Origin of the sequence: Methanosphaera sp. WGK6 (assembly GCF_001729965.1) — an archaeon.
In the GTDB taxonomy this organism is placed as follows: Archaea; Methanobacteriota; Methanobacteria; order Methanobacteriales; family Methanobacteriaceae; genus Methanosphaera.
In genome coordinates, this window is sequence record NZ_JRWK01000013.1 from 1 (window position 1) to 20,164 (window position 20,164).

Sequence of the window (20,164 nt, forward strand, 5' to 3'; positions counted from 1 at the left end):
GCTTTCGTATTATATTTAGTATAAACTAGAAAAAACAACCAAAAATAATAAAAAAATGGAGAGATAACATGATAAAAATAGGAGCAGTTGTAGCAGAATTTAATTTTGACATAACAAGTATGATGTTAGAATTAGCAAAAGAACATGCAAAATTCTTAGATGCAGAAATCACAGAAGTAATGCCAGTACCTGGAGTATATGACATGCCTCTTGCAATAAAAAAATTACTTGAAGATGGAAATGTTGATGCAGTTATCACATTAGGCGCTGTAATTGAAGGTGACACAGAACATGATGAAATTGTAGTACAACATGCAGCACGTAAAATAATAGATTTATCCTTAGACTACAATAAACCTGTAACCTTAGGTATTTCAGGACCAGGAATGACAAGACTTGAAGCACATAAAAGAGTAGAATATGGAAAACGTGCAGTTGAAGCAGCAGTCAAACTTGTAAAAAGGTTACAATAACTGTAACCCACCTCCCCTTCTAACATTCTTTTTTAATACATAATTACTCATTAAAGAAAAAGGAACTATGACAATATGGAAATTTTAACACCTGAAGAACTAAAAGAAAAATATGATGATGCATGGATAACACCATATCATGAAATTCTAACTATAACAGATAATGATGAAAAAGAAATTGAGTTAATAGAATATCATCCATGTCCAATTGGATCAGATTGGATGATAACTCAGTATAAACAAACAAGTCCCCTTATATTAGATGCTAAACGTGATGGAAATAAACATACATATTATGTTAAAAAAGGTAAAACAGAATTAAATTTAAAACCAAGTTTCCAGGCAGCAGGTATTGAAGAAGCTACAATCGACGATGAAGAAGTAAAAATAATTCATGCAGGACTTGCAGGAGCAGGTGTTGGAGCAGCATTTTGCCGTGGAAAAGCATCTGGTGTGAAAAGAGTTGAAATATTCGAAAAAGGAGGTGGATCCAAAGTAGGAAAAGCTGCAGTAGTAACTCCTAAACTTAGAAAAGTAATTATTGGTTTAGATGATACTGATATTCCTACAGAAGGAGCTACCTGGACTCTTGCTAATAATGTTGCAAATGAAATCCAAAAAGAAAAGGGATACAGATATCTAGAACATATAACTTGTCAATTATACCCAAATAATCCTAATAAAACAAAGAATTGTGTTTCTATAATACTAGTATTTGCTATTAAAGAAGAAGACAAAGAAGATTTAATTAGCAGTATTAAAACTAAATTAAAAGAAAAAACATTATCACAAAACACTGCATTTGTAGTATATGATAAATTAGAAGTTCCTGAAGCCGTGCAAAAATATGGTCTTGAAGCTAAAAAATCAATGAAATACTTTGAGGAAGCTGAAAAAATAGCTACTGAAAATAATATTAGAGTAGAATATGTTACTGGAAAAGCAGGACTTATTGGTGCTTTAGCAGCACTTGGATTATATAATCAGCCAGAAGAATATGCAAAAGTATATTCTGAGGAATAAATATAATTATCATACATTTTAAAAATAGAATAATTTTTTTCTAAAAAAAATTGTTCTAAATTTAATTTTACTTTTTAAAACTATTTTTTTGAATATAATTTATCCCTAAAATTTTATAACAGTTTATTTTAAGTTATTTTTTTGATAGGGCTAATTTATTTTTATCTATTTTTTACTTTGTTGTGTGGTTAATCCTTATTACAAATTATGATTTATATGGATTAAATTTTTCAAGAAAAACTATAATATTATCATTATATGTAAAATAAGTTTATAAAAAAAGAGGATGAAATATTATAACCCAATTAACTCGTGGAACTATTAGCTCCTGTATGATTTGGATTATTTATATTAATATTAAGGAATTTTACTAAGGAATTATCATTAGCAAAAATACTTGTTGAGTTACTTTCACTATCTTCTAAAACTACTTTAATAGTAGATGTATTATATGTCCCATTATATATTAATCCTGATGATGATTCATTTAATAATATACTTTTATAATGAATATTATTTACATATACATTATATGTATCATCCAATAGTGCTGCAGATGTTTTTCCAGTTAATGTATCATTAATATATACTGATAATATTTTTTCAGAATGTGTTTGAGATACTATACTTGTTCCTACACTAATATTAGTATTATTAACATCAATTGCAACAGTAGTATTATTTTTTTCTGCTTCATCCATTAATACATCATAATTTGGTTTTATATTTTTTATCATGTAAGAATCCTTAAAAGTTGCTTTAAGATTACTATCCCTTATAATTGTGCCTGGAGATAATTCCAATTGTGTTCTTGCAGCTTCTGGCATTCGTATTAAATCATTTTCACCATCTAAGGATTGTTCTAGTTGATATTGTTCTCCTCCAATGTATATATAATCCCCATATTGTGTTTGCAGTGTATCTAATGCCGATGTGGACAATCTAATAAGATGTTCCTCATTTTCTAATGCATTTTCAACAGTATATGGTCCTCTTACTGCTACTCCAGTACTTGGATTAGATGATGTACTTATAACTAAGTTTTTACTTGCAGGTTCAATAGATATTTGATTAGAAGAGATAGATACAGAACCTACTAATGATACCATAATTAATAATAGAATTACGATTGACACTATTACTGGAAAATGCATATGCATAAATGAATTAAATAACTGTTTTTGAGGTACTTTATTCTGTTTATACATCTTTAAGGACATCTTCACTATTCTAATAAGATATAGAATTGAAATTAATAATCCTACAACTATTATTAAAACAGATACTATTGGTGTGATAAATTGAATAAAAAATAACCCAAATATTCCAAATGTTATAAGAGATAATCCCATTATTTCCATTCTTATAGAACTACCTAACTCATCCATCATGGTTAATCTTCCATAATGTATTGCTCTGTCAACTATAGTTCTTACAACTTCATTAGCCATTATATTTAGTTCTTGAAGTGTTGACATTTCATGAACAACATTCCCAATATCTACTTCTCGTATTCTCATACCCTGTGCATCTGCATCAAGAACTATACCTATATCCACACCATAATCCTTTTCCAAATCAATAGTATCTAAAAAACTTTTTATAGCTGCGAATTGTCCACTTAATGGTTGTTCAAAACTTAATTCTGGAAAGAAAAACTGTAATAATGGTTTAGCTGTGAGTTCTGTTACTCTTCCTGCTTCTCGTTTAAATTTAGTCTTAGTTATATCTGCTTCACCATCGAGTATTGGTTTTATTATAGATTCCACTTGAATTTTATTTAATTGTATTAAATCTGCATCTAAAAATAAAACAACATCATTTGTAACTTTTTTAAGTCCTGTTTTTATAGCAGAACCTTTTCCCTTATTAGAATTATGTTTTAATAATATTACTCCATCTAATTTAGATACTATTTCATGTGTTTTATCAGTAGATCCATCATCAACCACTATAATTTCAGTAATATCATGTACTTTTTTTACTGTGTCAATAACATGTTTTATTGATTTTTCTTCATTAAAAGCAGGAATTACTACTGATACTGTACTATTTATTTTAGAAGATTTTGTGGAAAATCCCACTAATAGTACAGATAGTATAACCATGATTAATGAAGGTATTACTTGCAATATTGTATCTCCTGAAATTTTTATATATTATTATTCGAAAAGTTGTTTATTATTAATAAAGTATATGAATCATGATATAAAATATTTAGTTAAAAATAGAATAGGAAAGAAGTAGTTACTTCTTGAAAAATTAGAGAATCAAGTAAAATTTTATAAGACAATTACTAGAATTATATTATAAAAAAATTAATCAATAAACTAGAATATAATATATTATAATATAACTTAATTTTTTCACTACATAAAAAAAATAAAGAAATTTCTTAAATTAAAATGGGGGCTTATAAATTACTCAAGCAAAAGTAATGATAATATTAGGAAGTGGATCTGACTATAAGATTGCAGAAAAAGCCGTGAAAGTACTTGAAGAAATGGAAGTACCATATGACATTAGAGTAGCTTCTGCTCATAGAACACATGCCCGTGTAAAAAATATTATGACTAACTGTGATGAGAATATAGAAGTATTCATTGGAATTGCAGGACTTGCAGCTCATCTTCCAGGAGTAATGGCAGCATACACAACAAAACCTGTGATTGCAGTACCTTGTGAGGGTAAACTAGGTGGACTTGATGCTTTACTCTCTTCAACAGAAATGCAACTAGGAACTCCTGTTGCTACTGTAGGTATTGACAGAGGAGAAAATGCAGCATGGCTTGCATGTCAAATCATTGCATGTAACAATGAAATTATTAAACAATCATTAATCAATAAACGAGAATCATATAATCAGAAAATGGACAATGATGAAAAAGAAGTAATAGAAAAAATTGCTGGAAAATACTATTCAAGAACCACACCCATCAAACAAGAAGTTAAAACAATTGATAAAAAACTTGAAATCTCCAAAGACACAAGAGTTCTACTTATTTCAGGAAACTATTCCAATATAGAAACTGTTCATAAAATAACACAAACATTAGATACTCTTAATATAAAAAGCCAATACAAAGTAATATCCGCAACAAGAACACCTGATAAACTTGAAAAATACATAGCCGATGTGGATGATTTTGTTGACTTATATATTGTAGTTTCTAGTCTTTCAACTGTATTATCAGGAGCAGTTGTATCTCATACAACAAAACCAGTTATAGGAGTTCCATGTAGTACTAGTCTACTTGGTATTGATTCATTACTCACAATGGTTGAAATGCCACCAGGTGTCCCTACTGCAACAATGGGTATTGATGCTGGAGAAAATGCTGCTATATATGTAGCTAGAATTTTATCAATCTATGATGAAAAAATAAGAGAATCTTTGAAAGAATATATGAAAACATTACATAGAAACATCTATTATGAATAAAAAAAAGGAGAGTTACTAATGTCTAGACTTATTGATGAAATAAATGATAATATAATTGAAATTACCCAAGAAGTATCCACAGAATATGAAATAACATCTATTCTAAAAAAACATCCACATGACACCCTTGTATTTACTAATATAAAAGATTCTGATATGAACATCATATCAGGAATTTGTAATACAAGAGACAAGATTGCTAAATCAATTGAAACTAGTGTTGATAAAATAACTGAAAATATTATTAATGCTACAGAAAATCCTACTGAAATTAAAAATATAAAAAATTTTGATGAAGTTTACTCTAATAATGAAAAGGCTAATTTATCTAAACTTCCTATATTAAAACATTACCCTAAAGATAAAGGAAAATATATTACTGCAGGAGTGGTCATTGCTAAAGATCCTGAAAGTGGTCAAACTAATGCATCAATTCATAGAATGTTAGTTAATTCTAATGATGAATTAGGTATAAGAATTGTTCCTAGACAATTATACACATACTATAAAAAAGCAGAAGAATTAAATAAGCCATTAGAAATTGCAATAGCCATTGGATTAAATCCTTCAACATTACTTGCAAGTACAACAAGTATTCCTATTAGTGCTAACGAATTAGAAGTTGCAAATACATTTAAAAAGGGCGAATTAACATTAGTTAAATGTGAAAACGTAGATATTGAAGCTCCAGAATGTGAAATATTACTTGAAGGTAAAATTTTACCTAATGAACGTAAAACAGAAGGTCCATTTGTTGATTTAACTGATACTTATGATAAAATAAGAGAAGAACCCGTTATTAAACTTTCAAGAATGCATTATAAAAATAACCCCTATTATCATGCAATTTTACCTGCAGGAAATGAACATAAACTCCTACAAGGACTTCCACAAGAACCCCGTATATTTAATAGTGTGAAAAACACTCTTCCTACTGTACAAAATGTAGTTCTTACTGAAGGTGGATGTTGTTGGCTACATGCAGTAGTATCTATTAAAAAACAGACAGAGGGGGATGCTAAAAATGTACTTATGGCTGCTTTATCTGCACATCCTTCCCTTAAACATTGTGTTATAGTAGATGAAGATATAAATATATTTGATCCAGTTGATGTTGAATATGCAATTGCTACTCGAGTAAAAGGTGACGATGATATCATTATCATACCTAAAGCTAGAGGTTCATCTCTAGATCCTGTAGCACAAATTGATGGCACAACAACAAAAGTAGGAGTAGATGCTACAAAATCATTCCACAACCTTGAAGATTATGAAAGAGTAAGTAAAACTCTTGAAGAATAAAACTCTTCAAATAATCTTTTAAAAAAATACATAGGTGATATTATTTGGTAAGCTCAAGTAAACAATCATTCCAAGGAGTACTTTTTAATATTACATATTTTAAAACCATTGAATCAGAACTAGTTAAATATCAATTAACCCATCCCCAAGAATGTATACCAATTATACCTTTTTTTAATGAAGAAAATAAGAAAATTCTTGATAATTTTTATGTTAGTGATATTACTCCTGCTAAAAGTTATGATGAATATATGTTTAATATTATAAACTATGGATTTCCCCATACTATCACAATATTTTTAGCAGAACACCCTGAATGGTCACAACTTGTAATAAAATATGATTAAATTTTATTTAAAATATAAAATAATAAAAATAAGACTTTAAAAGGAAATAAATAATACTATAATTTAAAAAATAGTATTATTTTAAATATGTCATCACATGATATAATAATTAGATTTAAAATAAGTACTATTTAAAGGGTTTATATAAAAATACCTGAATTTTATTAAAGTTTATACGAATTAGATAAATTTAAATAAGTGATAAATAAAAAAAAGAGAAAAAATAAACTAAAAAAGAATAAAAGTCAAAACTAATTTATTAATGAAATCACCTATTTTTATAAATTTTCTAATAGATAGAAAAAATAATATTTAAAAATTATATAATCACCAATACATTTTTTTTTAAGCATTAATTAAATTTACAACAAAGAATATTATTCAAATAAAAAGAACTATTGTAATAATATTTATTTATTATAAAAAAAATAGATTTAAGTAATAAAAAATAATTTTATTTTAAATAATAAAAAAGATATTAAAAAAAACAGAGTGATTCACATGAAAGACACAGTGGGAATGATACTATGTGGTGGCTTCGGTAAAAGGTTAAGACCAGTAACTGAAACCATACCAAAACCATTAGTAGAACTAAAAGAAGATTACACAATACTAGACAAACAAATATTTGACTTTAAAAGTGCAGGCATTAAAAAAGTAATATTATTAACAGGATTCCTTGGAGAAAAAATCGAAGAACGATACGGGGATAACTACATGGGAGTAGCTGTGGAATATGTTAAAGAAGAACAACCACTCGGAACATTAAATGCAATACGACTTGGAATGGAACACATGGACGATGACACACAATGTGTAATAAGAAATGGAGATGTTGTTGCAGATTTAAGTATTAAAAAAATGATAGAACAAGGAGAAAAATCCCCATTTGATTTTACAATTTTTGTAACCCAAATGACATCACCCTATGGTATCGTTGAATTAAGTGGTGATAAAATAGTATCATTTAAAGAAAAACCATTACTTGACTATTACATAAATGGAGGAATTTACTTCTCAAAAGGTAAATTAGACTTTGAATCCTATCAAACAGGAGATATTGAAAAAACAATATTCCCTGAATTAGCAAAAGATAAAAAACTAGGTTATTATAAAGAAAATGGTTTATTTTGGATGGCAGTAGATACAAGTAAAGAATTACAACAAGTTCAAAAAGAATATGAAAACAGAGAAGATAAACCTTGGGGTTATGAGAAAATATTAATATACACTGAAAAATATCTTACCAAAGAACTATTCATAAAAGAAGAATATCAAACCAGTTTCCATTATCATCCAAATAAAGACGAAACAATGTATATTGTAAGTGGAAGAGGATATATAGAATTTGAAGATAAAAAAGAATATTTCAAAGCTAAAGATACTGTGAGAATAGAACCAAATACACCACACACAATTGTTGCAACAGAAAACACAGTATTACATGAAGTATCCACACCAGATCTTAATGATACTATACGAATAAAAGACTTTTATGATTCACAAACACCATCTGGTGAAAGATAGAATCTATGAAAAAATAGATTCTTATCATAACTCTTTTTTCTTTAAATTAACTTATTCTTATAAAAAAAAAATAATCATGGAGTGTGCATTTTTATTAAAAAAATAACTATTATAGACTATGGTAGCGGAAACATTCGAAGTATATATAATGGATTTAAAAAAATAGGTGTTAAAGTAAATATATCTTCTGATAAATATGAAATAGAAAACTCTGATGCACTAATTGTTCCAGGAGTAGGATCTTTTGGAGCAGGAATGAAAAATTTAATAGACTATAAAGAAATTATAAATAATCATATACAAGAAAAAAAACCATTACTAGGAATTTGTCTTGGACTACATATGTTATTTTCAAATAGTCAGGAAAGTCCAGGTATTGAAGGATTAAATATTTTTGAAGGAAGTGTGGAAAAATTACAACTTCCACCCAAATACAAAATACCACATATGGGCTGGAATAAAATAACTGTTAATAAAACATCAAAGAATAATACAACACTCTTAACAGACATGAATCAGAAATACATGTATTTTGTACATTCATATTACATTAACCCTGCAGATAAAGATATTATCACAGCTTACACTGAATATGGTGCTAAAATTCCAATAGCCATAGGAAAAGACAATATTCATGCACTACAATTCCATCCTGAAAAAAGTGGAGAAGCAGGACTTAACATACTAAGAAAATTTGTTGATGAAATAGAATAAAAATACACTCCACATCCACACCATTATTTTTTTTCTTATTTTAAATATAAAACCATGAATAAACTTATATAATAACAATTACTTAGTATGTAATATGTCATACTAATTTATTTAAAAGTAATACTTTGTGATGAAAATGGACATAGAAGAATTTGTAAAAAAGAACTACAAAAATAAAAAAAATAAAAATGAAATAATAGAAAAACTTTCCTCCATAATACAATACTACAAAGATATACCTCTTGAACAAGCAGAATTACTCAGCAAAACTGTGTATGATGAAGTATTAATAACAGAAAAATTAAACCAAGAAAATCTAGGAGATATTCTTAAGTTTCCAGAAACTAACATAGGTATGGGTGAATTTGGAGTAGGTTCAAGAGGACAAGGTGATTTCTATGTTCATAGCAAAATAGCAGAAATTATAAAAAACACTCAAACTGAATCCATTGTAAATCCAACAGCACAAGATGATGGAGGAGTTGTTAAAGTTGATGACACTTATTATATAACAACGGCCATTGATGGAATACATTCTAGATTAAGTAATTATCCTTTTTTAGCAGGATTTCATACAGCAAGAGCAACATTACGTGATGTATGTGTAATGGGAGCAAACCCAGTAGCATTAATTAGTGATATACATCTTGCAGATGATGGAGATATTGGAAAGTTACTAGATTATACAGCTGGAATTTGTGCAGTAAGTGAATTAACAGGAGTTCCATTAGTATCAGGAAGTACTTTACGTGTTGGTGGAGACATGGTACTTGGAGATAGGCTTGTTGGAGCGGTAGGTGCTGTAGGTTCTTCAACTAGGATGCCTAAAGCAAGAAGTGAAGCTAAAGAGAATGATATAATTATCATGACTGAAGGATCAGGTGGAGGTACAATAACAACAACATCCATTTATAACAACTATCCTAATGTAATACAAGAAACATTAAATGTTCAATTTATAAAAGCATCACAATTATTAAATAATTATGAAAATCAGGAAGTTATCCATGCAATGACAGATATAACGAATGGTGGAATAACTGGAGATGCAAATGAAATTAATAAGACAACAGGATTAGGAATACACCTATATCTTGAAAATATTATAAAATTAATTAATCCAAATGTATATTCTATGTTAAATGAACTGGATATTGATCCTTTGGGTGTTTCAATAGATTCCCTTATGCTTATTGTATCAAAAGAATCAGTTAATGAAATAATTATCTTATTAAAAAACAATGGTGTTAAAGCAGATATCATAGGACATATTACCAATAGTGGAAAAACATATATTGAAGATACAGATGGAAACATAGAACAAATTATACCTAAATTTAGAGAAGCAGCATATACTCCTATAAAAAAAGTTATAGAGTCTATTCATAAATCAAACTTTGAGGAAGATAAGAAAATAATTGATAAAGCTACACAAGAAGCTATTGATAAAAAAGATAATCTTGTAAACTGGATAAGAAATAGATATGAATGAAAGAGGACAATTACTGATATATGATATTTTACTAGGAATGATTATTTTAAGTTTAATATTGTTTCTTAGTTTATCAGTTCTTGAAGATAATATTGAAGTATATGATACGGTGAATGACTTTGAAGAACCTTTGAATACTATGATTTTATTAGAAAATACTCCTTACAATAATAATTATTTATTAGAAACACTTACTTATGAATTAAATGAAAATGTATCATGCAATAAAACATTAAATAAAATTAATGAAATTATTTCATCAAATAATAAATATAATTATACATTTAGTGATATAACTAATAATGAAATTTTATTACTTGATACCCGTCAAGGTAGTTACAAAGAAGTATTTTCTAGTCGAAAAATAGTGAATAAACATGTTTTTGAATTAAAATATTATAGGAAATAAATATTCAAATTCTTTTTTTTAAATTTTTTTAATTGTTATTTAAATATAAAATTTAGATTTATTTTTGTTAAAATTATATAAAATTAGTTTAAAAGTAAATGGGGTCACTGGGATTTGAACCCAGATCCTAGGATTTCTCTTGTCTCAGCACTCCAATTGATCATCATCGGTATGCCTCAGCATGCGCGCGTTCTTCAAAGACAACTGGAGTCCCAGATGATGCCTGGTTACACTATAACCCCATAGGTGCATCTTATAGTGCTAAGACTTTTCTTGAAATAGTTAGGACTATTCATTATATATTTAAAAAGTAATATATAAACTTTTAGATTATTTGATTTGAAACTAATAACCATCATTTAATCGTTTTTCTATTTGTTTTAGAATAGTAATAGCATAGACTCCTGCCCCATAACCATTATCAATATTCATTGTAGCTATACCTGGAGCACAGGATTGTAACATTGAAAATAAAGCAGTGAATCCTTTTTCTCCTACCCCATATCCTGTTGATGTTGGTACTGCTATTATTGGTACATCTACAAGTCCCCCTAGTACTGAGGGTAATGCTCCTTCCATTCCTGCTACTGCTATAATTATATCTACTTTTTCATTGATTAAATATGTTATTTTATCAATTAATCTATGTATTCCTGCAACACCTACATCATATGTTGTTATTACATCATATCCTGCTTGGTTTACTGTGATTCTTGCTTCTTCTGCTACTGGTACATCTGCTGTTCCTGCTGTTATAAGTCCAACTTTACCTGAAAAATGAGTTGGTTCTGTTTTATTAATAGTTAATATAGATGCTTGTTTATAATATACACTTTTTTCTAGAATCTCTTTATTTAATTGATGTTTTATTTTATTAAAACGTTCTTCGGGAAGTCTAGTTATCATTAACTGCTTCATAAAGTTAACATTATTGATTATGTTAATTAAATCATCATCCGTTTTTCCCTGAGAATAAACTGCTTCTGGAACACCAACCCGTTCTTCTCTCATATTATCAAACTTAACATTATCCCCCATTTCCTGAATTTGAGTAATTTTCAGTTCCTTTTCAGCATCAGCAATAGATATTTTTCCCTCAATTAACTTATTTAATATACCACGCATAATAATCACTTATATATTATATAACTTATCATAAGTTTAATTTAAATTTTTAGGACATGAAATAGTTATTTAAACAAATACTAAATATTAAATATATAAAAAAATATTAGTATAAAAAAGAAAACTAGCACAGGGGAAAACATGAAAGAATATACTGCACAATTACTAGTAGATGGAATAGTACAAGGTGTTGGATTTAGACCAACAGTTTACAGATTAGCAAAAGTAATGAATCTAACAGGATATGTTAGAAATATGGGAAACATTGTTGAAATCCTAATTCAAGGTACTTATGATGATATTCAATTATTTGTAGATGAATTACAAGAACATAAACCCATAAGATCAGAAATTAACAGTATAAACTTAGATATACGAGAAGAAGTTACATCCACGACAAGATATAATGACTTTACTATACTAAATAGTAGTGATGAACTATCAGGATCTGCTGTAATTCCCCCTGATATGACAATATGTGATGAATGTCTAGAAGAAATTGTGGATTTGAATAACCATCATTATTATTACCCATTCACAGCATGTACTAATTGTGGACCACGCTTTACAGTAATAGACCAAGTACCTTATGATAGAAAAAACACTACCATGGATGAATTTCCCCTATGTAATCACTGTGCAAAAGAATATTCTAATCCATTAGATCGAAGATATCATGCAGAAGCTACATGTTGTCCTGATTGTGGACCACAAGTTTTCTTATACAATGATGAACACATACCATCCCAGGATCCTATACGTGATGCAAGTAAACTCATAGATGAAGGAAATATTCTAGCTATAAAAGGAATAGGTGGAACGCATCTTGTATGTAAAACATCAACAGATGATGCTATAGATAAATTAAGAGAAAGACTAGGTAGAAAAACACAGCCATTTGCATGTATGACACCAGATGTAGAGACAGCAAAATTATTTGTAGAGTTTAGTGATGATGAAAAGAAAATGTTAGAATCAGTATCTAGACCAATAGTAATTCTAAATAAATCACAAGATTATAATTTATCAGAAAATTTATCTCCAAATCTACATAACCAAGGAGTAATGTTACCATACACGGGATTACATCACTTACTATTTAAATATACATTAGAACCTGCATATGTTATGACATCCGCAAATATGCCTGGAAATCCAATGTTAATAGATAATAAAGAAATACTATCTAAATTAGATAATATAGCAGATTATTATCTATTACATGATAGAAAAATATTAAACAGGTGTGATGATAGTGTTGTTAGATTTAGAAATGGAAAACCAGGATTTATAAGAAGATCCCGTGGTTATGTTCCAAAACCATTTGATTTCTCAAAAATAAATAATACGGATAATATTTTAGCTGTAGGTCCCGAACTTGATGTAACATTCTCCATATTAAAAGAAGGTAAATGTTATCCATCCCAACATATAGGAAATACTTCAAAGATAAGAACATTAGAATTTATGCAAGATGCTATAAAACATTTACTAAAACTAACAAGAACAGATTCTCTTAACTATATTGTAGCAGATATGCATCCTGAATTTAACACGACAAAACTTGCAAAACAACTAAGTGAAGAATATGATGCACAACTAGTTCAAGTACAACATCACCATGCACATGCCTCAAGTTTAATGGCAGAACATCAATTACCTGAAATGGTTGTAATAGCTGCTGATGGTGTAGGTTATGGTGAAGATGGAAACATATGGGGTGGAGAAATATTATACTTAAATAATACTGGACATTACATTAATCATGGTGGTCTTCAAACACAACCCATGCCTGGAGGAGATTTAAGTACCAAATACCCTATAAGAATGGCAATGGGAATACTATATGGAGTTATGGATTCTGATGAATTAGGAAAACTCATGAAATCAGATTATGCTGATTACTTTAAATATGGTGAACAGGAAGTAGACATGGTTTTAAAACAATTAGAAAATGACTTTAACACGTCAAAAACAAGTAGTATGGGACGAGTTCTTGATAGTATAAGTGTTCTCCTAGGAATAAGTAAAAATAGGGGCTATGAAGGAGAATGTTCTATGAAACTAGAATCTGTAGCTAGAGAAGGATTTGACTTACTTAATATTGACTTAGACTTTGAAATGATTGATGACAGAGCTATTATAAATACAAGTAATCTGTTACTGGACGTAGTTCAACTCATAAAAAGTGGTGTTGGTGCTGATGAAATAGCTTGTGCATGCCAAAGAGCACTAGCAGAAGCACTAACTGAAATAGCAATTATAGCTGCAAAAAGTAATAAAACATCCACTATTGGTGTAACTGGTGGTGTGTTCTATAATGAATTTATATCAAAGGTTGTGAAAGAAAAAGTAATTTCTGCAGGATTTGAATTTGTTCAACATGAAGCTACATGTGCTGGTGATGGAAGTGTTTCCATGGGCCAATGTGCCATAGTTGGTTGGAGAAACAGTTCTTTAAATGAATTAATCTAAAAAAAAGATAGTTTTTTAATAAGTTTTATATTTCTTCTAAAAAAAAGATAATGTAGAGTATATCTCTACAAAATAATACTATTTTTTAATTGTTAATGTACCTTTTACTTCAGCACGGTTATATAATTTATCTGCATATACACAAGATACTACATAATTTTTAGCACTCATTTTAGCAGGTAATGTGTATGTAATAGTAGCTACACCTTCATCATTTACTTCACCATAAATTATATTACCATTTTCATCTCTTAATGATTTACCATTGAGTTTGAATACTACTTTTCCACCAGTAACTATTGAATTCATATCCATAACTTTAACAGATAAGGATATTGTTTGACCTGCAACATAAACAGACATATCATTAACAATTTCGAGTGTAGCAACTCTTTTTGTTATGTTCATTAATTTTTCACTGCTTCTTACATTCATAAAGTTAGAAGAACCACTGTAAACTGCTGAAACAATAGTATTTTTATTTAACCAGTTATATTCTACTTTAACATCCTCAATAGTAGCTACTCCATTAACAACATTAGCATAAATAATGTTACCTTCGCTATTTCTTAAAGTTTTACCATTTATTTTAAATATAACTTTACCTTCATTAACCACTACATTATATGCATCGATATTAGCAGTTAAATTAATTATATCATTAATTTTTGCATTAATATCCTTAATTGTAATGTTTGTAGTGTATTTAACATTGATACTTGAAGTTATACTTGATTCTTCGTAAATATCATTACCATTGTATTTAGCAGTTATTTCAGATATTTTTGATGTTTCAAATGGATTAATTGATGCTACTCCATTATTTAAAACAATCGTACCTAAAACATTACCTTCTTCATCTGTGAAGGTCACATTACCTGTTGTTACATTATTTCCTTCTGCATCTACAACTATTGCATTTATCATTGAAGTTTCACCTGATAAGAATTTATCCAGATTATCTAATGTAATAGTTGTTTTTATTTTCTTAGTAACTGTTGTAGTAGCATTACCTGTATTATATACAGTATTTTCTGGATATACTACATTAACTGTAATTATTCCATGATTATCTGAAAGATCTATTGTTGCTACTCCATCAACTAGTGTGATTGTTTTAGTTTCATCACCTATTGTATATTCAATAGTTCCCCTAATTACATTATTATCATTAATATCTTTTACTATTACTTGAATATTATTATCATTTGTAGTTTCTAGGGTGATTGTTATACTATTTGATGGTGTGTTATCTTTTACATTATTATTTGTTTGTTCATCTACTGATTTTGAACCATTTCTCATATTGGTGTTTAATTCATTGTTTGTTACTGTGTTTCCTGAACTTCCTGTTAAGTTTATTGTATTTGTTATGTTATTTGGTGTTGTTGCACTTATATTGTTGTATTGGATTAGATTATCATTAGATTTACCTATTAATTTAACTCCTGAAGTTTCTACTTGAATATTATCTTGTGATATTGGTTTGTTTTGCATGTCTCCTGTTACTGTTATGTTGTTGTATGTGATTGTGTTTTTATTTGAGTTATATCCTCCAATACCTAATACATAATTATTATTACCTGTTAATTGATTGTATGAAATGTTATTTGAAGATATTCCCCAGATTTCTATAAGATATATTGAACTGGAATTTGCTGTTATATTGTTGTAGGTGATTGTGTTGTCTGTTACTGCTCCCATCATGTTTGTAGATATGTATAATCCATAGGTTACATTATCTGCAGTTGAGTTTATATTATTGTATGATATTATATTGTCACTTGCTGGTCCTGATAATTGTATACCATTTGCATAGTGAGTTCCTATTGATGTGAGATTATTGTTTGTTACTTTATTATCATTTACATTTCCAGATAATGATATACCATATGCATATTTACCTTCGGTTATAATTACATTGTTTGTTATTTCATTGTTGTCTGCTACAATGTCTTCATCAAAGTTCATTGGATTTCCCATGAATACTATACTTTCTACAGTTCCATATGTACTGGTATCTCCTGTGTAATTTGTTATAATATTATTATTTTTAATTATATTATCACTAGAGTTGTATCCCATTATGGATGCTGTTACTACATAACCTATGTAATCATCATCGAAGAATATATCATCACATGGACCGGTAGTTGTTATGTTGTTTGATTCAATAGTTATGTCTGTAGAACTTAACAGATTTATTGCATATGTATTGTCTTTAGTATTATTTTGAATTAATGTGTTGTTTCTGATTATTATGTTATTTGTGTTGTTTAAGTATATTAGTTCTGTTGAATAATCTGTATTATTCATTATCATGTTAGTTATATTAGTATAAGCACCATCTGCTATGATTGTTATTGTACAATTATTAAGAATTGCTTGAACTGTGTGTGTTGTTAAATTTAGTGAGTTATCTATCACCATATTTCTATTATAGAATGCTCCTGAGAATTGTAATTCAGAGTTTGGTGGTACCATGTCTAATATTACTCTTCCTTCACTGTCAAAGAATTGAGAATATGTATCATCAGTTAATATTATTACTTTTGGTTCTGGCATTATAGCTGTACCTTCAAAAGTATTAGTTTGTGCTCCAGAAGTTGTGTTAATTACAACTTTTTGAGAACCAATAGTGTATTTATTACTTGTTTTACCATTTATAACACTTGTCATGTTATTTTCAAAACAATTCTTATTTGATGTGTATGTTACATTCATTCCATTAGGTAATATATCATTATAGTCCGCAATTACACCATTTACGTCCATGGTTTGGTTAAATGATGTATCTATTGTTAATGTATCACCATATTTAAAGTTTTCACTTGGAGTTACAGTTGTGTTCATTATAATCCATTTAGTAACTACTATTGGACTACATTCCACATATTCTTCTTCATCATAATCATAGTAACGACCATATGCTGTATAACCTTTTGTAATTGGGTTTTCATTAGTTCCCCACCAATTATTATTAGCTATTACTTGATGGTCCTCTTCATCTTCATTATATAATATAGAAGTACTTCCAGAGGATATGAGAATTGAATTAGTTACGTTAAATCCACCCCAGTAATTTGCAATAGCAGATCCTCCACCTTCAGCTACATTATTAATGAATGTTGAATTAATTACTGTTAGTCCATCACCATAAGCATATATTGCTCCTCCTTTTCTAGCAAATGTTCCTTTTAATAGAACTTGATTTTCTATGAATTGGGAGTTAGTGATTGTTGTTGTGTTTGTACCTGTTTGTATAGCTCCACCATTTCCTACAGAAACATTGTTTCTTAGGAAAGTAGAATTATCAATTATTGATGGATATACTTGTAAACGTGAATATATTCCACTTAATTGTCCTAAGTTATCTTCAAATAATGAATTATATATGTTTAATCCACCTTCATTATTTATCCATCCGTAACTATTACTATCTTGAGGAACTTTGTTTAAACGAACAATTGTATTATTTAAAGTAGTGTTTCCACGAGTTCTAATAACTGCTGCTGTATTGTTTTCAATAGTTACATTGTTTAGATACATTGTACCTTCACGTTCAACATAAAGTAAATTACCTCTGTATGCTGCTCCATAGTTCTCAGCAGTGTTATTTAGTATTACTACGTTTTCTAAAGTTAAACTTCCTGATGTAACATTAGCAATTATTCCTTCTCTTCCATGTGTATTTGTTATAACTGTATTTTTTAATGTTACATTTGCATTATTTGTAATATAGAATATATGACCTTCATTTGCATTTATTCTGTATCCTTTAGCATCAATTGTTATTGTTTTATTAATTGTTACATTATCTTCAGAAGATCCTCTTTTAAGAATATCTGTGAAAGTTATTGTGGAACCTTCTTCAGCTTCATCTATTAATGCTTGTAATGTTCTATATTTAAGTGCTGGTGATGGTGTTATTTCTAGATTAAATGAGGATACTGTTTGATTTTCCTCTTCTGCTCCATTGTAGATTGGACTTATTGTGTAATTACCTGGTTCTATTGAATCAGTTATTACAAATTCTGCTGAACCCTCAATTACTTGAGAAGTATATTGTGTTTCACCTATCTTTATTGTTACATTTCGTCCAGTGATTGAATTGTTACAATCATCTGTAACTGTAACTACTATTGTAAATTCTTCATCTTCAATTGCTGAAGTATTTGTTCCATTAACTAATACTTTAGCTATTTTAGCACCATTTTGTACAAATATTGTTGAACCATTATATCCTTTATTATCTTTCATTGTATTGTTTGTTAATAAAGCAACTTGATCAACATATATTGCTCCACCTTGTATTGTGCTTCTTTCACCTACAAGATAATTAGATATAAATTTAGAATTATTAATTTCTGCATAATTTCCACGTAATGCTATAGCTCCACCTTTTATACCTGCAGAGTTATTTTCAAAGTAGGAATTATTAACATACAAGTATCTTTGTATATTTATTGCTCCACCATAATTAGCAGCATAATTATTCAAAAATCTTGAATTTGTTACTGATATATTAGTATTACGAGCTGCAGAAATTACTCCATTACTTGTATTACAGTTAGTGAAGTTAGAATTATCTACAGTTACATTACTTCCACTTTTAAAGTAAAATACACCATATATTGCAGTGTTATTACTTGCTGTTGAATTAATTATTGTAACATTAGATGTAGTTTCTAGTGCTGCTGCTGCATATCCAGTATTTTTATTATTATTAAATATTACATTTATTAAAGTTATATTACCATTACTTGTAATTACAGGATTCTTTCCATCATTTCCTGTAAATATTATATTTTGAAGTGTTATATTTGCAGTACTTATTGAAGTAAATGTTCCATTATCTGAAGTTATTGTATGTCCATTTCCATTAATGGTTAATGATTTATTTAATTCAATGACTGTTTCACTTTCACCTTTAACATAATCTTTATCCAATATTATATTATCCGATGATTCTATCACTGTTGTAAGGTCTGTGAATGTTCCTATTTCACTTTCTTTTTTTATTGATTTATTATTAGTTGTTTTAATACTTGATTCTGTTGTTATTTCAGCTATTTTATTATCTACATTATTACTAATAACTAAAGAATCAGAAGATTCGCCACTATTTTGTGTATCATTTGTATCCACAGCAGATAGTGTAGATAATCCTACAATAGTCATTAATATTAAGAAGACCATTAAAAAAAGCTTGGTTTTATTTCTAAACATTTTTACATCTCTTTTAATTATTTAATAAATTATAATAAATTATTCAAAAAGATATTACTTTTAAGAAACATATCAATATAATTTGTATAATATTAAAATTAATATGTATAGTTTATAATCTTTAGATTAGTGTATTAATAATTTATTATATAGTAAATATTATTATAAGAAAAACAACCTTTTTCAATGTAGTTTAATGATAGAAATTATTTAAAAAGAATTATTTTTATAAAATAGTTTAATTAAAAATAGTATGATAAAATTTAGAAAAAATAAATTTAAATTTAAAGATATGGCATGTTGAGAGTAACCCACCTCATGTTTTATTGCAGTATTAATCTTAGCAAGATACCTTTTGTCATCTTTTAACAGATTTGACAATTATTTACTTTTGCACTCCATGGATTGATCGTTTCATCGATTATCTACCTCTGGCATCATCAACCTAATTGTATCATCTTTCAAAGCCATATTAAGACGTATCGTATCGTTTCTATTTCAGTGTCACACTTCTCAGCGTATGCCAATTAAGAACATCATGGTTTCTGTTAGTGGATGGAGTTTCCTCAGTGAATAATACACCGTTAACTGCACTTCAACTTACCA

Annotated in this window: 13 protein-coding genes, 1 tRNA gene and 1 other RNA gene; 10 read left to right on the forward strand and 5 right to left on the reverse strand. The window is 28.3% G+C overall.

The window, feature by feature from the left end; genetic code table 11:
• Nucleotides 1–68: 68 nt before the first annotated feature.
• Both ribH and mmp11 read left to right on the forward strand, forming a co-directional pair.
• A complete protein-coding gene (gene ribH, locus NL43_RS06770; protein ID WP_069593298.1) occupies nucleotides 69–473 on the forward strand; it encodes a 6,7-dimethyl-8-ribityllumazine synthase in 405 nt (134 codons plus the stop codon).
• 75 nt (nucleotides 474–548) lie between these two features.
• Nucleotides 549–1,496: a methanogenesis marker protein 11 gene (mmp11, locus tag NL43_RS06775; RefSeq protein WP_069593299.1), complete on the forward strand. Its 948-nt coding sequence runs from the start codon at nucleotides 549–551 to the stop codon at nucleotides 1,494–1,496.
• A 305-nt stretch (nucleotides 1,497–1,801) separates the two neighbouring features.
• Here mmp11 and NL43_RS06780 read toward each other — a convergent pair whose 3' ends face one another.
• Nucleotides 1,802–3,628, reverse strand: a complete 1,827-nt coding sequence (locus tag NL43_RS06780) for a glycosyltransferase (protein ID WP_084790452.1) — start codon at nucleotides 3,626–3,628, stop codon at nucleotides 1,802–1,804.
• 305 nt (nucleotides 3,629–3,933) lie between these two features.
• Here NL43_RS06780 and purE point away from each other — a divergent pair, with 305 nt between their 5' ends.
• The 7 genes from purE (at nucleotide 3,934) to NL43_RS06815 (ending at nucleotide 10,729) form a co-directional block, all read left to right on the forward strand.
• Entirely contained in the window at nucleotides 3,934–4,938 is a 1,005-nt protein-coding gene (purE, locus tag NL43_RS06785; RefSeq protein WP_069593300.1) for a 5-(carboxyamino)imidazole ribonucleotide mutase, read from the forward strand.
• 30 nt (nucleotides 4,939–4,968) lie between these two features.
• Nucleotides 4,969–6,240 (forward strand): UbiD family decarboxylase, encoded by a 1,272-nt coding sequence (locus NL43_RS06790; RefSeq protein ID WP_069593328.1) that lies wholly within the window; start codon nucleotides 4,969–4,971, stop codon nucleotides 6,238–6,240.
• A 44-nt stretch (nucleotides 6,241–6,284) separates the two neighbouring features.
• Complete coding sequence (locus NL43_RS06795; protein WP_069593301.1) at nucleotides 6,285–6,587, forward strand: hypothetical protein; 303 nt, start codon at nucleotides 6,285–6,287, stop codon at nucleotides 6,585–6,587.
• 501 nt (nucleotides 6,588–7,088) lie between these two features.
• Nucleotides 7,089–8,114 (forward strand): sugar phosphate nucleotidyltransferase, encoded by a 1,026-nt coding sequence (locus NL43_RS06800; RefSeq protein ID WP_069593302.1) that lies wholly within the window; start codon nucleotides 7,089–7,091, stop codon nucleotides 8,112–8,114.
• A gap of 81 nt (nucleotides 8,115–8,195) precedes the next feature.
• Nucleotides 8,196–8,828, forward strand: a complete 633-nt coding sequence (gene hisH / locus NL43_RS06805) for an imidazole glycerol phosphate synthase subunit HisH (protein WP_241776235.1) — start codon at nucleotides 8,196–8,198, stop codon at nucleotides 8,826–8,828.
• Nucleotides 8,829–8,964: 136 nt separating this feature from the next.
• A complete protein-coding gene (locus NL43_RS06810; protein WP_069593303.1) occupies nucleotides 8,965–10,320 on the forward strand; it encodes an AIR synthase-related protein in 1,356 nt (451 codons plus the stop codon).
• Nucleotides 10,313–10,729 (forward strand): hypothetical protein, encoded by a 417-nt coding sequence (locus NL43_RS06815; RefSeq protein ID WP_069593304.1) that lies wholly within the window; start codon nucleotides 10,313–10,315, stop codon nucleotides 10,727–10,729. Before NL43_RS06810 ends, NL43_RS06815 begins: the two co-directional genes overlap by 8 nt.
• A gap of 99 nt (nucleotides 10,730–10,828) precedes the next feature.
• On the opposite strand, the gene NL43_RS06820 is transcribed toward NL43_RS06815, so the two are convergent.
• Nucleotides 10,829–10,971 (reverse strand) — tRNA-Trp (locus tag NL43_RS06820).
• Nucleotides 10,972–11,074: 103 nt separating this feature from the next.
• A complete protein-coding gene (larB, locus tag NL43_RS06825; protein ID WP_069593305.1) occupies nucleotides 11,075–11,854 on the reverse strand; it encodes a nickel pincer cofactor biosynthesis protein LarB in 780 nt (259 codons plus the stop codon).
• Between the two features lie 141 nt (nucleotides 11,855–11,995).
• Between larB and hypF the strand changes: the two genes are divergently transcribed.
• Nucleotides 11,996–14,329, forward strand: coding sequence for a carbamoyltransferase HypF (gene hypF / locus NL43_RS06830; RefSeq protein ID WP_069593306.1), 2,334 nt, complete (start codon nucleotides 11,996–11,998; stop codon nucleotides 14,327–14,329).
• A gap of 78 nt (nucleotides 14,330–14,407) precedes the next feature.
• Here hypF and NL43_RS06835 read toward each other — a convergent pair whose 3' ends face one another.
• Nucleotides 14,408–19,558, reverse strand: a complete 5,151-nt coding sequence (locus NL43_RS06835; protein WP_158005563.1) for an Ig-like domain repeat protein — start codon at nucleotides 19,556–19,558, stop codon at nucleotides 14,408–14,410.
• Nucleotides 19,559–19,853: 295 nt separating this feature from the next.
• An RNA gene (gene rnpB, locus NL43_RS06840) (RNase P RNA component) lies at nucleotides 19,854–20,162 on the reverse strand.
• Between the last annotated feature and the right edge of the window lie 2 nt (nucleotides 20,163–20,164).

What these genes read in the sequence shown, in the direction of transcription:
- ribH (WP_069593298.1), top strand. Translation starts at nt 69, where the DNA reads ATGATAAAAATAGGAGCAGTTGTAGCAGAATTTAATTTTGACATAACA.
- mmp11 (WP_069593299.1), top strand. Translation starts at nt 549, where the DNA reads ATGGAAATTTTAACACCTGAAGAACTAAAAGAAAAATATGATGATGCA.
- purE (WP_069593300.1), top strand. Translation starts at nt 3,934, where the DNA reads ATGATAATATTAGGAAGTGGATCTGACTATAAGATTGCAGAAAAAGCC.
- NL43_RS06800 (WP_069593302.1), top strand. Translation starts at nt 7,089, where the DNA reads ATGAAAGACACAGTGGGAATGATACTATGTGGTGGCTTCGGTAAAAGG.
- NL43_RS06810 (WP_069593303.1), top strand. Translation starts at nt 8,965, where the DNA reads ATGGACATAGAAGAATTTGTAAAAAAGAACTACAAAAATAAAAAAAAT.
- NL43_RS06815 (WP_069593304.1), top strand. Translation starts at nt 10,313, where the DNA reads ATGAATGAAAGAGGACAATTACTGATATATGATATTTTACTAGGAATG.
- larB (WP_069593305.1), bottom strand. Translation starts at nt 11,854, where the DNA reads ATGCGTGGTATATTAAATAAGTTAATTGAGGGAAAAATATCTATTGCT.
- hypF (WP_069593306.1), top strand. Translation starts at nt 11,996, where the DNA reads ATGAAAGAATATACTGCACAATTACTAGTAGATGGAATAGTACAAGGT.
- NL43_RS06835 (WP_158005563.1), bottom strand. Translation starts at nt 19,558, where the DNA reads ATGTTTAGAAATAAAACCAAGCTTTTTTTAATGGTCTTCTTAATATTA.